Genomic DNA, 13,360 nt, shown 5'->3' on the forward strand with positions numbered 1-13,360 from the left:
TGTGCCGTGGAGGGTGGCGGACCTCGGTCGGCGCCACGCTTCCGCCCATGTCTGAACGGGAGTTGAACGCGGGGCGACATCGCCTGCCTCTCTTCCATGAATCCGTATGCACCGACCCACGGGACCCAAAAGTCCCACGCTTCGGAAGATGTGAGCGGACGCATTGCGAAAGCAAGGTCAAAAGGCACGAGCAGGACGGAAAGTATGGATCAGGATGAAATTCGTGATTCATTTCAGATTGCCTTGACTCCGCCCGCCCTCCGGCCATAGACCTGAAGAGCACACCGCGGAAGGCCGGTTCACGAATCCGGCCCGTGTGAGCGGGAAGTGCCCCCTTGAACGGCCCTTTCGAGAAGGCGCGATCGCCGCAGCCGATAAGGGACCAAGAGCCGTAATCTGATGAGGTGGTCTGGCGTGAGCCAGCCCGAGATGATGCGAGGACCGACTGGTGGTCAGCTGAGTGACAGCTCCCGCCAGCAAGCGAATTCAGACTTCCTGCGGCCGCAGTCGCCGCTGGCCAACGTCGTCGGCTTCGGCCACGGCGTGAAGTGGATCGACGGACAGGCCACGGGCGAGGCGGCCGTGCTGGTGTTCGTGACCCAGAAGGTTCCGGAGTCCCAGCTCCCCGAGCGGGATGTCATCCCGCGGACGATGGACGACGGCACCCCCACCGACGTCGTCGCGGTCGGCCATGTCGCCGCGCAGCGTCAGCAGCAGCAACGCAGGACCTCGGGCCGCTCCGAGGACCGCGGTGCCTCCTACCAGAGCGACAGCAGCACGGCCGAGCAACTCGCCGGCCTCTCGCAGCCGTTGCTGGAGGAGCGCAGCGGGCTCGGACAGTTCGAGCCGCAGCAACTCAAGCGCCGTATGCGTCCGTCGCCTTCCGGCGTCTCGGTCGGCAACGTACGGGTGACCGCGGGCACGCTGGGCAGCGTGGTCTACGACTTCTTGCCGGGCGCCTCCGTGGACCCGCCCGGTCCCGGCCTCGGCACACCGGCGAGGTTCTACGTCCTCTCCAACAACCACGTTCTGGCCGACTGCAACCGTGCCCAGCTGGGCAGCCCGATCCTGCAGCCCGGCGCGTACGACGGCGGCACGGACCCGGACGACCGCATCGCGACCCTGGAGCGGTTCATCCCGATCCAGTTCGCGCCGCAGACCCCGGTGGAGCGCCACAACAACGTGGTGGACTGCGCGCTCGGCGCCGTGGACTTCCAGGACGCCACCCGTGAGCAGCACTTCAGCGGTGCGCCGCGCGCCTGGCGGCGCAAGGCCAACGTGTCGGTCGGCGACCTGGTGAAGAAGACCGGCCGTACGACGAACATCAGCTTCGGCCGGATCATCGCGACCGACGTCACGATCGACGTCGGCTACGGCACGGCGGGCACGGCCCGGTTCAAGGACCAGGTGCTGACGACGAGCATCTCGGCGGGCGGCGACTCCGGTTCGCTGGTGACCTCCCTCGACAACGTCGCGACCGGTCTGCTCTTCGCGGGCTCCTCGGTCGTCACCGTGGCCAACCACATCGAGAACGTCCGCGCACTGCTGCGGGTGGAGATCGCCGAGCAGCTGGCCTGACGGTCAACCGACACCCGTACCGGAAGAGGGAATCAGCATGACCACGCAGGCCAAGCGGCAGAAGAGTCACGCCGGCTCCGAGCACCGCTTCCACAATCCCCAGGGCGCGGAAGTCAAGACGCGTGACGAGGCGTTCGCCTCGCAGCAGGACATGACCGCCGAGGCGGTCTCCGCGTCCGCCAAGCTGGAACTGCACAACGGGGCGATGACCTTCGCCATCGAGGTGCGGTACAACCCCAACACCTACCCGCACGTCGTGACCGGCGGTCAGATCACCTCCGGCATCAGCGGCGCCCCCTGGGACATCACGGGCGGCTTCATGGGCGAGACGATCCGCCTCGACGCGAAGCGCACCGGCCCGGGCTCCTATGCCAACGCGATGACCCTCGTCGGCGAGTTCCAGAACCCGCCGGCCTACCGGGGTACGTACGGCTTCAACGGGGACACCTCGTCGTTCAAGCACACGACGAGCTACCACTGCTGAGGCGGTGAACCGTCGGGGTGTGGAGGGGCCGGCCTCTCCACACCCCGGCTTTCTGCGTCAACTCCCTTGCTGGGAGCGCGCCTTGAAGGCGGCCTTCCGCGCTTCCTTCGCGATCCGCTTGTCCGGGTGCAGGCGGCCCATCGCCTCCAGGACGTCCGCGGTCGCCGGGTGGTCGACCCGCCAGGCCGCCGCGAAGAACCCGTTGTGCTGCTGCGCCAGGCCCTCCACCAGGGCCTGCAGCTCCTCGGAGTTGCCCTCGGCGGCGAGCTGCGCGGCGACCGTGTCGACGGTCAGCCAGAACACCAGGTCCTCGGAGGGCGCGGGGACGTCGCTCGCGCCGTGTTCGCTCAGCCAGACCCGGGCGAGGCCGCCGAGTTCGGGGTCGTCGAGGACCTCGCGGAGCGCGGACTCGGCCTCGTCGCCGACGAGGGAGAGCGCCTGCTGGCAGAGCAGCCGCCGCAGGGGCGCGCCGGTGTCGGCGCCGCGGGCCGCGGCGAGCAACTCCCGTGCCGCGGCGAGGGGTTCACGGCCGGCCAGCCACTGCTCGGTCTCGGCCCGCGCGGCCGCCTGCGGGAACGTCGACGTCCCGTCGAGCAGCGCGTCCGCGCCCTTGTCCGCGAGATCTCCTACGGCGGGGGCGGCGAAGCCGGCCTCCAGGAGGCGGGCGCGCAGGCCGTAGAGGCCGAGGGGGGTGAGGCGGACCATGCCGTAGCGGGTGACGTCGGTCTCGTCGACGGGCGCGGAGGGTCCGTCCGTCAGTTCGTCGGGGTCGGCCATGAGGGCCTCGTCGACGGGCTGGTACTCGACGATGCCGACCGGTTCGAGGAGCCGGAACTGGTCGTCGAGACGCATCATCGCGTCGGAGACCTGTTCCAGGACGTCGTTGGTGGGCTCGCCCATGTCGCTGGGCACGATCATCGACGCGGCGAGCGCGGGCAGCGGGACGGGGCCGTCGCCGGGGCCGTCCTCGTTGACGGTCAGCAGGTACAGATTCCCGAGGACGCCGTCGAGGAACTCGGCCTCCGCCTCGGGGTCCCAGTCGAGTGACGAGAAATCGACCTCGCCGCCCTCGTCCATGGCGTCGACAAGACCGTCCAGATCGGGCACGCTCGCGTCCGCGAGGAGGGTGTCGAGGGCGCCGAGCCACACCGCGAGCACGTCGCCGGGCGAGCCGGAGGTGAGCAGCGCCAGCTCCTCGCCGGCCGCGACGGTGCCCGCCTCCTCGTCGACGACCTCGACGAGCCCGGTGTCCACGGCGACCCGCCAGGCCTCGCTCGCGTCGGCCGCGGCGTCCTCGCCGGTGAGCCCGAGGAGCTCGGCCGCGGCGGGCAGCTGCTCGTCGGCAAGGCTGCCACCGGCGTCGATCCGGGTGTCGGGTCCCGCCCAGCGGGCGAGCCGTGCGGCCCGGGCGAGCAGGGGTGTGGACAGCGCGTCGCGCGCCAGCTCCGCTTCGGAGTGCAGCCGCACCGGCGGCAAGGGGGAGCTGTCTGACATCGGTGGGTTCTCCTAGGGCGCCTCGATGGCCGTACGACGGCCGTTCATGACACACGACTCAGCCGCTCAGCCTAGACGGATTTCGACCCATGCCGCCCGGTTCATGTTCCGGCCACGAGGAGTACATGGCTGAAACCTTGACAACTGGGCGGCCCCGCAATGAGATTGACGCGCGTAGAAATGTCATGGACACCCATTCCAGGTAAGTTCTACGCGCGTCGCCACCGCCCCACCGGTTCGCGGCTCCCACCGCCGTATTACCTGTTCTCACCTGTTCCTGTTGTTCCATCACCCTCGTCCCGGCACTCATGCATGTCCCCGGAGGGATCCCGTTGCCGAGCAAGTCCTCCGCGCGCCTCGCCGCGCTGACCGTCGCCGCCGTCTGTTCCGTGGCGTCCACGATCGTTCTCACCTCGCCCGCGCACGCCGACAGCGTGCGCATCCATGACATCCAGGGCACGACCCGGGTGTCCCCGTACGCCGGCCAGAAGGTCGCGGACGTACCGGGCATCGTCACGGGCGTCCGCACGTACGGCTCGTCGAAGGGGTTCTGGTTCCAGGACGCGACCCCGGACGACAACCCGGCCACCAGCGAGGGCGTCTTCGTCTTCACCAGCTCCACGCCGAAGGTCGCCGTCGGCGACTCGGTCACCGTCTCCGGCACGGTCTCCGAGTACGTGCCGGGCGGTGCCGCCACGGGCAACCAGTCGCTGACCGAGATCACCAAGCCGACGGTCACCGTCGTCTCCAGCGGCAACGCCGTACCGGCCGCCACGGTGATCAGCGACCGGTCCGTGCCGAGCAAGTACACGCCGGCCGGCGACACCGCCGCGAGCAATTCGGTCAACGCGCTGACGCTGCAGCCGAAGAAGTACGCCCTAGACTACTACGAGTCCCTTGAGGGCATGAACGTCCAGGTCTCCGACGCACGCGTGGTCACCGCGACCGACCCGTACGCGGAGCTGTGGGTCACGGTGAAGCCGCACGAGAACGCCACCCAGCGCGGCGGCACGATCTACGGCTCCTACGACTCGCAGAACGGCGGCCGCCTGCAGATCCAGTCCCTGGGCGCGACGGCGGACTTCCCGGTCGTCAACGTCGGCGACAAGCTGACCGGCACCACGGCCGGTCCGCTGGACTTCAACCAGTACGGCGGCTATACCCTCGTCGCGAACGAGATCGGCGCCGTGAAGAGCGGCGGTCTCAAGCGCGAGACCACGAAGAAGCAGTCGAAGAGCCAGCTCGCGGTGGCGACGTACAACGTCGAGAACCTCGACCCGTCGGACGGCACCTTCGCCGCGCACGCCGCCGCGATCGTGAACAACCTGCAGTCCCCCGACATCGTGTCCCTGGAGGAGATCCAGGACAACAACGGTGCCACGGACGACGGCACGGTCGACGCGAGCGTCACGGTCAACAAGCTGATCGACGCGATCGTCGCGGCCGGCGGCCCGAAGTACGACTGGCGCTCGATCAACCCGGTCAACGACCAGGACGGCGGCGAGCCCGGCGGCAACATCCGCCAGGTGTTCCTGTTCAACCCGGAGCGGGTCTCCTTCACCGACCGCGCGGGCGGCGACTCCACCACCGCCGTCGGTGTCACCAAGGTGCACGGCAAGGCCCAACTGACCGTCTCCCCGGGCCGGATCGACCCGGCCAACGCGGCCTGGAGCGCGAGCCGCAAGCCGCTCGCGGGCGAGTTCGTGTTCAAGGGCAGGACGGTCTTCGTGATCGCCAACCACCTGATCTCCAAGGGCGGCGACCAGCCCCTGACCGCGCAGTACCAGCCGGTCACCCGCAGCTCGGAGACCCAGCGCCACGCGCAGGCGACGGCGGTCAACGCCTTCGTCGACGAGATCCTCGCCGCGCAGAAGAACGCGGACGTGATCACGCTCGGCGACATGAACGACTTCGAGTTCTCCGACACCGCGAAGATCCTCGAAGGCGACGGCGAGCTGTACTCGGCGATCAAGTCCCTGCCGAAGAACGAGCGTTACACGTACGACTACCAGGGCAACGAGCAGGTCCTGGACCAGATCCTGATCAGCCCGTCGATCCGCAAGGACTGCTTCGAGTACGACAGCGTCCACATCAACTCGGAGTTCAACGACCAGATCAGCGACCACGACCCGCAGGTGCTGCGCTTCCAGCCGTAGCACCTGCGAGGGTTGGACGGGGTCTGCACCAGGTCAGGCGAAGACCCCGTCCAGCCAGCCCTGCCAGGCGAGTTCGTTCGTCTTGGCGTCGGCGTCCGCGGCGAAGTCGTGGACGCTGACGCCGACCGGGGCACCCCAGTGGTTGCGCCCGAAGAACCGGATCAGCGCCCTGTCGGTGCGCAGTCCGATGAAGTACGGGTCGCGGAAGTCCACTACGGCGTCGAGGAGTTGGCCCTCGGGCCCGCGCGCCCGCACCCGTGCCCCCTCTGCGGTGTCGTCCGCGAGGCCGAGCGCCCGGGCCGCAACTTCCAGCGCGTCAGGGGCGATTGAGGCATCGGGCCCGTTGAGTGTCGCGAACGCGACCGCCCGACCGGCGAAGTGGGTCACGTACTCCCGGAGGGTGTGCAGATAGAACCCGTTGTGCTTGCTCGCGCCGTCGTACTGGTTGTCCCAGTCGTCGGTGAAGATCCCGCTGTGCACATACCGCACCCACGCCCGCCGGCCGTCGTCACGGGGCTCGATGGTCTCGTCGATCTGGTTGAGGCTCTGGATCGGGAACCCGACGTCCTCGGTGCGCGCGGTGAGCCGGTGCGGCGGGTCGAAGTTCGTGAGCGTGGACCCGAAGGGCCCGACCCGCTTCTCCCCGTCGAACTCCATCGGCCACAGCCACCCGCCCGTACCGGACGTGATGGCGTCCCACACCTCCCCCGGCGTGGCGTCGACCTCAAACTCGTAGACGATCTCGAATTCCTTGGACATGACTGGCTCCTGAGTCCTACTGGTCCAATTCCGGGGTGGACGGGTCCGGTTCGGGGACGGGCTGGGGTTGCGGCTGTTCCTTGGCTTCCTTCACCGTGGGATGGACGGCCACGATGATCCGGTGGTCGCGTCCCTCCTCGGCGTCACCCGCGTCGTACTTGCGGATGAGGGCGCTCACCCCTGCGGTCAGTTCCTGGATGAACGCGGCCCGGTCGGCGGCGGACGCGAAGCGCACCTCGCCGTCCAGCGCGTAGGTCGCCAGCCGCTGGTGGGCCTTGGTCGCCCCGGTGATCAGCGAACCGACGTCCCGCACCAGCCGGGCGCCGAGCGCCAGCAGCCAGCGCGCGGAGAGCTGGTCGCGGAACCGGTCCGGGTCCGGCTGCACGGCGGCGAGCGCGAGCGGCGAGATGACGTACGACGCGGCGGTCGCCCGCATCAGCCGCTCGGTGACATTGCCCTTGCGCCGCTCGCCGGCCAGCTCGACCAGGCCGTGCCGCTCCAGCGCCTTGAGGTGGTAGTTCACCTTCTGCCGGGGCAGTCCGACCTTGCCGGCCAGCATGGTGGCCGACGCGGGCCCGCCCGCCAGCTCGGCGAGCAGGCGGGCCCTTATGGGGTCCAGCGAGACGGCTGCGGCCTCGGGGTCCTCGATCACGGTGACGTCCAGCATGCGTCCACCGTCTCACCGAACACTTTTTTTGTCCAGGCGGGTGAGATTGTCGGCGGAGCCTGCTGTCGGCCGGTCGGGCTTCCGCGCCGGTCGCACTTCCGCCGGTCAGTCGGGGACGAGGCCGAGCGCGTGGTCATAACGGCTCACCGTGGTGCTCTTCAGTCCCGGCCAGGTCTGGACGCGTTCCCAGAGCGCGGTGGCGGAGCCGATGCCGTCGCCGGGGGCGGCGAGGGCGTCCAGGTGGGACCGGGCGCTGTCCCACTCGGCGTAGTTGAGGACGCGGGTGCCGTCGGTGGAGAGGTGGAAGTGGGCGGAGATACCGCCCGGGTGCGGCGCGGGTTCGCTCTCCAGGGCCTCGAACACGGCGTCCACCCAGGCGCGTTGGCGGTCGGGGTCGGGGCCCTCGAACTCCACGTCGACGATCACGACGCATCCGGGGACACGGCCGCCCCGGTCCGCCGGGCCACCGCTGCGGTAGTGGCGGTAGCGGCCGAGGCCGAGTCGCTCGATGGCCGGTACGGCGGTGCCGATCTCGTCGACACGCTCCTGGCGGTGGGTCTTGACGAAGGTCTCGTACGCCGGCTCGCTCGTCCATTGCGAGTAGTGCAGCAGGGTGGAGGAGTCGTGGCCGGTGTACACGTGGTAGCCGAGGAGGTCACCGGCGGGCCAGGGGCGGCGTTCCCAGGCGCCCGCGATCGCCTCGACGGACTGCCGTTGGCGCAGCGGCGTCCCTACCCGCCAGGTGCTGAAGATGGGGGCGCCGACCCGGGGGTCGGCGAGGTCGGGGTGGGAGTCGGTACGGCGGGTCATGCGGGCCTCCACTGATCGGCACGAGTGTCTGTACCGACCAGCCTTCAACCTCGACCAAAGTTGAGGTCAAGGCCCGCCCTGTTACTGTCCCCCGCTCCCTTCCAGCCGGGCCAACCGGCTCTGGAACCAGTCCAGCCGAGCCTGCAACAGGGCGGCCTCCGCGACGAGTTCGGGCACACCGAGCCCTTCGGGAAGTCCGGGGTCGACGGTCGCCGCCGGGTCTCCTGGATCTCCCAGGCCTCCTGGGCCGCCGCTCCCCGCCACCACCCGCAGCCCGTCCCCGGCCAGTCGGGCGAACTCGGCGAGCGAGACGGACGTACGACTGCGGACGCAGCCCGCGCATGCGGCGGCCAGGGCGCGCCAGCCGGGCCTGCCCCAACCGGCGTCGGCGAGGGCGACGGACCGGGCGCCGCAGGCGCAGGGGCCGACGGTGGCGGTGCGGACGCGTTGGCGGGCGTAGCGGAAGCCGAGTTCGAAGCGGATGTAGGTGCCGAGCACGGTGATGTCGAGGAGGACCGCCGCGCGGTGCTCGGCGGTGCACAACAGGGCTTCCGCAGCCGCCCGTTCGTGCACACAGTGGAAGCCGCAGTCGCAGAGTCGCGCGGGCGAACGGTGCCGGCGGCCGTACACGCAGGACGCGTCGGCCACGACTCCGTACGGCAGCGCGCCGCCCAGCGACACACCGGTGAACCCGGCCCGGGTGCCGTCCTGGGACAGCACCGGGTGGGCGATCTTGAATCCGGTCGGCGGCTCCGTCGGGCGTTCCTCGGGGAGCCGCAGCCTCATCGGGCGGCCGGTACCTCTTCGGGCGCCTTCTCCTCCGTGAACTCCGCGATCCCCTCGGGGAGTTCGAGCTCTTCCTCGTGGATCTGCGGCCGCTCTTCGGCGACTCCGGTGGCCAGTGCCTTGCCGAGCTTCATGACGCCTCCCGTGACCAGGGGTGGATCGACTTCCCACGTCTGTGACCTTCCTGGCCATGGTGACCCATGAGGGGGTCAATTGGACATAGGGCCTTGAGGGCAGGGGGTTGGCAGGGGCCGCCCCCGTCTCCGCGCCTCCCCTTGCCACGCACCCTCATTACGCAGCACTTCTTATCAATACCCGGTAGAAGAATTAAGTGGTGCTTCACTATTGATCTGCCGAGACTACTCCCATGACGACCTCAGCCCGCTCCGCCCCTCCCCCCTTCGGCCGCGCCCTGTGCGCGATGGTCACCCCCTTCACCGAGGCCGGGGGGCTCGACCTCCCCGGTGCCCAACTCCTCGCCGAGCGGCTGGTGTCGGAGGGCTGTGACGGGCTCGTGCTGTCCGGGACGACGGGTGAGTCGCCGACCACGACGGACGCGGAGAAGGCGGCTCTCATCACCGCCGTCCGCGAGGCCGTCGGCGACCGGGTCCCCCTCGTCTCGGGCGTCGGCACCTCCGACACCCGGCACACCGTGGAACTCGCCCTCCAGGCCGAAAAGGCGGGCGCGGACGGGGTGTTGGTGGTCTCGCCGTACTACAGCAGGCCCCCGCAGGACGCCCTGGAGGCGCACTTCCGCGAGGTCGCCGACGCGTCCGGCCTCCCTCTCGTCCTCTACGACATCCCGGGCCGCACCGGCACCCGTATCGAACCGGAGACCATGATCCGGCTCGCCGAGCACCCCAGGATCGTCGCGGTCAAGGACTGTTCCTACGACTTCCTCGGCGCCCAGAAGGTGCTGGGCAGAACGGAGTTGGCGTATTACGCGGGGTGCGACGAACACATCCTCGCGCTGTACGCGGTGGGCGGGGCGGGTTATGTGAGCACGGTCGCGAACGTCGTCCCGGCTCGACTCCGGGCGATCCTGGACGCGTTCGAGGCGGGCGACACCCCCGTGTCCACCCGCCTCCAGCAACGCGCCACGCCGCTCATCGAGTTGATGATGTCGGCGGGGCTGCCCGGCACGGTGACGGTCAAGGCGCTGCTCAACTCGCTGGGCCTGCCCGGGGGTTCGGTCCGGGCCCCGCTGCGGCCCGCCGGCCGGGATGCGGCCGACGGGCTGCGGGCGGCGTACGAGGAGTTCATCGCCGGGTGACCGGACCGGGGCCAAGTCGGCCCCGGACTCTCAGCGTTGGGCGAAGACGGGCTTCCACCGTCCGGCGCTGACGTCCGTGCTGCCCCCCAGGAAGCCGCTCAGCGGTACCTCCTTGTCGCTGCCCATGGTGACCAGCACGAGCCGCGCATGGAACTCGCTCTTCCCCGCCCCCGAATCCCCCTTCCCGATGTCCCAGGCGATGAGCGACGTGTCGTCGGCCCAGGCGAGCAGTTCCTGCCCGTGGATCTCGGTCTTCTCGCCGGTGGCGGAGTCGATGACGTACGACGAGGTGGTCCACGTCTCCCCCGCGAAGTCACCGGCGACGTGCTTGCCGTCGGGGGACAGTCCCGCGTCGATGTACGAGACCAGGTACTTGCTGCCGTTCTCCGGTGCGGGGACCTCGGCGCCGGTGAAGTCGTAGAACAGCTTGTTGACTTCGCCCGAGGGGATGCCGGCCCAGACGTGTCTGTCGTCGGAGGTGAAGGCGAAGTCCTGGCGGTTGTTGACGAGGGTGCTCAGGCCGTCCGCCCGCTGGCCGCCGACCGCGACCCCGCCCCAGGTGCCCTCGCCGGAGGCCACGTCGAAGACGTAGAAACCGGTGCGGCTCGACGGCTTTTCGGGCTCCCCGACGTTGGGGTCCGCCGGCTGGAAGTTCGCGTCGGGGTTGTAGGTGTAGGTCGTCGCGACCAGTTTCCGGCCGTCGGCAGAGAACGACAGGCCACCGACCTTGTGACCGACCTGGATCCAGCGCTTCACCTCGCCGGTGGCCAGGTCGAGCAGGCCGATCCGGGAGGCGGGCAGGGTGCGCTCCAGGACGGCGGCGGTCCTCATGCCCGGGGCGACGGCGACGAACGACCACTTGGGGGCCTTCACGTAGGCGCCGCTCTTGCGGTCGAACAGCCAGTAGGTGCGCTCGGTGACCTTCTCCGTGGCCGACTTCTTGACCGTGGTCGGGATGTAATAAGCGGCAAGTGCCGTGTTCCCGGCGGCGATCAGCTCGCGCGGCGGCGACTGGTCCGGGCGCGCGCTCGTCCTGTCCGGGTCCACGACACCCGACGGACGGACGTCGCCCTTCCCCGAGTTGAGCATCGGCACGCCGACTGCGACGGCGACCACGGCGACCGTGGCGGCGACGACGGTCACGAGCCTTCGGGTACGGCGGCGCCTTCGGACGGCGAGCACCCAGTCGGCGAACCCCGGTCCCGCCGGGGGCTGTTCGGCGGCCTGCTCGCGCAACGTGTCGCGCAGGAGATCGTCGACGTTCACGGGCGGACCTCCACGGGCGAGTGGTCACGGGAGGACCCGAGCTCGGTGCCGGCCGGGCCCAGGGCGGCCAACTCCGGTGCGAGGACGCGCAGTCGGGCCAGGGAACGGTGGGTGGTGGACCGTACGGTGCCGACGGAACAGCCCAGCAGCCGGGCCACTTCGGCCTCCGGCAGGTCCTCGAAGTAGCGCAGCACGAGGACGGTGCGCTGGCGGGCGGTGAGCCGGGACAGCGCTTCGCGCATCACGACGCGCAGCTCGGCGGCGGACGAGGCGTCCGCGTCCGCGCGGGTCTCCGGCGGTTCGGCGACGGTCAGTTCGCGTCTTCGCCACTTCAGCCGCCACCGGCTGACCTGCTGCCGGTAGAGGATCTGCCGTACGTACGCCTCGGGTTCGTCGATCCGCTCCCACCGCCCGGCCGCCTTGGCCAGCGCGTTCTGCAGCAGATCCTCACCGGCGTACCGGTCTCCCCCGCTGAGCAGCACGGCGGTCCTCAGCAGCGCCGACGACCTGTTGTCCACGAAGTCCCGGAAACCTTCCAGCCCTTCGGCATCCATCGTCACCTTCACTCACTTCCCCGACGGCACACGATGCCCCGCCCCCTGTGCCCCTTGGGACGCGCGCGGATCACGGCCGCTATGCCTGCCGGCACGAGAAATTTCCGCCCGCCTCGCACACCCCCTGCCCGAGCTGCCCTACGTCGACTTCGGCACCGGGCTGTTCGCCGAGCGGCCCGACGGGGTGCACTGGAAGACGGAGACGATCGTGGCGTACGCCGGGGGCCGCCCGTTCGCCTGGGTGGACGATGAACAGAGCGCGCCCGACGGTGTGTTCGTGACCGCCCGCCACGCGGGCCCGGCGCTGCTGCACCACGTGAATCCCCGACTCGGGCTGCGCGAGGGGGACTTCGTCGCGCTGGCGGAGTTCGCGGCGGCCGTACGGACATGAGCGAGCGCCCTCCCGGCGAACGGGAAGGCGCTCGACTCACCTGCGCGAACCGCTAGTTGTGGCTGTGCAGGATCTCGTTCAGGCCGCCCCAGACCGCGTTGTTCGGGCGGGCCTCGACCGTGCCGGTGACCGAGTTGCGGCGGAAGAGGATGTTGGAGGCGCCGGAGAGTTCGCGGGCCTTGACGATCTGGCCGTCGGGCATCGTGACGCGGGTGCCGGCGGTGACGTAGAGGCCGGCCTCGACGACGCACTCGTCGCCGAGCGCGATCCCGACGCCCGCCTCGGCGCCGACCAGACAGCGCTCGCCGATGGTGATACGGACGTTCCCGCCGCCGGACAGCGTGCCCATCGTGGACGCGCCGCCGCCGATGTCCGAGCCGTCGCCGACCACGACACCGGCGGAGATCCGGCCCTCGACCATCGACGTGCCGAGCGTGCCGGCGTTGAAGTTGACGAAGCCCTCGTGCATGACGGTCGTGCCCTCGGCGAGGTGCGCGCCCAGGCGGACCCGGTCGGCGTCGGCGATGCGGACGCCCTTCGGGGCCACGTAGTCCGTCATGCGCGGGAACTTGTCGATGGACGTCACCTGGAGGTGCAGACCCTCGGCGCGCGCGTTCAGCCGCACCTTCTCGACGTCGTCCACGGCGACCGGGCCGAGCGAGGTCCAGGCGACGTTGGCGAGGAAGCCGAACATGCCGTCCAGGCTCTGGCCGTGCGGCTTGACCAGCCGGTGCGAGAGGAGGTGCAGGCGCAGGTACACGTCGTGCGCGTCGAGCGGCTTGTCGTCGAGGGAGGCGATGACCGTGCGGACCGCGATGACCTCGACGCCCCGGCGGACGTCAGGGCCGATCGCCTTGGCCGCACCCTCACCGAGCAGCTCCACGGCACGCTCGGCGGACAGGCTCTCCGTACCGGCGGGCCCGGGTTCGGCGGACAGTTCGGGCGCGGGGAACCAGGTGTCGAGAACGGTCCCGTCGGCGGCGACGGTGGCGAGCCCGGCGGCAACGGCGCCGGTGGTGCGAGGTGCGGTCGTGTCGGTCATGAGGGAAACCTAACCTGGCGGGGGCGGCGGGGACCAACTCGTGCGCGAGGCGTCTCAGGGAACGACACGCACGGGCTCGTGGTACGGCAGCGGGGGTGCC

The 13,360-nt window shown here is 70.1% G+C and carries 13 protein-coding genes and 1 pseudogene; 5 read left to right on the forward strand and 9 right to left on the reverse strand.

Annotation, left to right across the window (positions count from 1 at the left end; translation table 11 throughout):
- The first annotated feature begins 414 nt into the window (after positions 1–414).
- Both OG496_RS16675 and OG496_RS16680 read left to right on the forward strand, forming a co-directional pair.
- Positions 415–1,578 carry a hypothetical protein gene (locus tag OG496_RS16675; protein ID WP_399396562.1) on the forward strand — a complete coding sequence of 388 codons (1,164 nt, stop codon included), beginning with the start codon at positions 415–417 and terminating at the stop codon, positions 1,576–1,578.
- A 37-nt stretch (positions 1,579–1,615) separates the two neighbouring features.
- Positions 1,616–2,062 carry a hypothetical protein gene (locus OG496_RS16680; protein WP_366494251.1) on the forward strand — a complete coding sequence of 149 codons (447 nt, stop codon included), beginning with the start codon at positions 1,616–1,618 and terminating at the stop codon, positions 2,060–2,062.
- 57 nt (positions 2,063–2,119) lie between these two features.
- On the opposite strand, the gene OG496_RS16685 is transcribed toward OG496_RS16680, so the two are convergent.
- Positions 2,120–3,556 (reverse strand): hypothetical protein, encoded by a 1,437-nt coding sequence (locus tag OG496_RS16685; RefSeq protein ID WP_405971411.1) that lies wholly within the window; start codon positions 3,554–3,556, stop codon positions 2,120–2,122.
- 332 nt (positions 3,557–3,888) lie between these two features.
- On the opposite strand from OG496_RS16685, the gene OG496_RS16690 reads away from it, so the two are divergent.
- Positions 3,889–5,712, forward strand: a complete 1,824-nt coding sequence (locus tag OG496_RS16690; protein ID WP_405971412.1) for an endonuclease/exonuclease/phosphatase family protein — start codon at positions 3,889–3,891, stop codon at positions 5,710–5,712.
- A gap of 33 nt (positions 5,713–5,745) precedes the next feature.
- On the opposite strand, the gene OG496_RS16695 is transcribed toward OG496_RS16690, so the two are convergent.
- The 5 genes from OG496_RS16695 to OG496_RS16715 all read right to left on the reverse strand — a co-directional run bounded on the left by OG496_RS16695 (position 5,746) and on the right by OG496_RS16715 (position 8,868).
- Entirely contained in the window at positions 5,746–6,471 is a 726-nt protein-coding gene (locus tag OG496_RS16695) for an SRPBCC domain-containing protein (RefSeq protein ID WP_405971413.1), read from the reverse strand.
- Between the two features lie 16 nt (positions 6,472–6,487).
- Complete coding sequence (locus OG496_RS16700) at positions 6,488–7,138, reverse strand: ArsR/SmtB family transcription factor (protein WP_405971414.1); 651 nt, start codon at positions 7,136–7,138, stop codon at positions 6,488–6,490.
- 105 nt (positions 7,139–7,243) lie between these two features.
- Positions 7,244–7,948: an antibiotic biosynthesis monooxygenase gene (locus OG496_RS16705; RefSeq protein WP_405971415.1), complete on the reverse strand. Its 705-nt coding sequence runs from the start codon at positions 7,946–7,948 to the stop codon at positions 7,244–7,246.
- An 81-nt stretch (positions 7,949–8,029) separates the two neighbouring features.
- On the reverse strand, positions 8,030–8,734 hold the full coding sequence (locus OG496_RS16710; protein WP_405971416.1) for a hypothetical protein: 705 nt from the start codon (positions 8,732–8,734) through the stop codon (positions 8,030–8,032).
- Positions 8,731–8,868, reverse strand: a complete 138-nt coding sequence (locus tag OG496_RS16715) for a hypothetical protein (protein ID WP_405971417.1) — start codon at positions 8,866–8,868, stop codon at positions 8,731–8,733. Before OG496_RS16715 ends, OG496_RS16710 begins: the two co-directional genes overlap by 4 nt.
- 233 nt (positions 8,869–9,101) lie before the next feature.
- On the opposite strand from OG496_RS16715, the gene dapA reads away from it, so the two are divergent.
- The gene (dapA, locus tag OG496_RS16720; RefSeq protein ID WP_405971418.1) at positions 9,102–10,007 is read left to right on the forward strand and encodes a 4-hydroxy-tetrahydrodipicolinate synthase; all 906 of its coding nucleotides are present in this window, start codon (positions 9,102–9,104) and stop codon (positions 10,005–10,007) included.
- 30 nt (positions 10,008–10,037) lie between these two features.
- Here the strand turns inward: dapA and OG496_RS16725 are convergent, their stop codons facing one another.
- Both OG496_RS16725 and OG496_RS16730 read right to left on the reverse strand, forming a co-directional pair.
- Complete coding sequence (locus OG496_RS16725; RefSeq protein WP_405971419.1) at positions 10,038–11,273, reverse strand: WD40 repeat domain-containing protein; 1,236 nt, start codon at positions 11,271–11,273, stop codon at positions 10,038–10,040.
- Positions 11,270–11,827, reverse strand: coding sequence for a SigE family RNA polymerase sigma factor (locus OG496_RS16730; protein ID WP_405971420.1), 558 nt, complete (start codon positions 11,825–11,827; stop codon positions 11,270–11,272). The genes OG496_RS16725 and OG496_RS16730 overlap by 4 nt, the downstream gene beginning before the upstream one ends.
- 124 nt (positions 11,828–11,951) lie before the next feature.
- On the opposite strand from OG496_RS16730, the pseudogene OG496_RS16735 reads away from it, so the two are divergent.
- A pseudogene (locus OG496_RS16735) lies at positions 11,952–12,218 on the forward strand (hypothetical protein); the annotation flags it as partial.
- Between the two features lie 52 nt (positions 12,219–12,270).
- Here the strand turns inward: OG496_RS16735 and dapD are convergent.
- Complete coding sequence (dapD, locus tag OG496_RS16740) at positions 12,271–13,260, reverse strand: 2,3,4,5-tetrahydropyridine-2,6-dicarboxylate N-succinyltransferase (RefSeq protein WP_033283144.1); 990 nt, start codon at positions 13,258–13,260, stop codon at positions 12,271–12,273.
- Positions 13,261–13,360: the final 100 nt, after the last annotated feature.

Origin of the sequence: Streptomyces sp. NBC_00988 (assembly GCF_045162645.1) — a bacterium.
Lineage (GTDB): Bacteria > Actinomycetota > Actinomycetes > Streptomycetales > Streptomycetaceae > Streptomyces.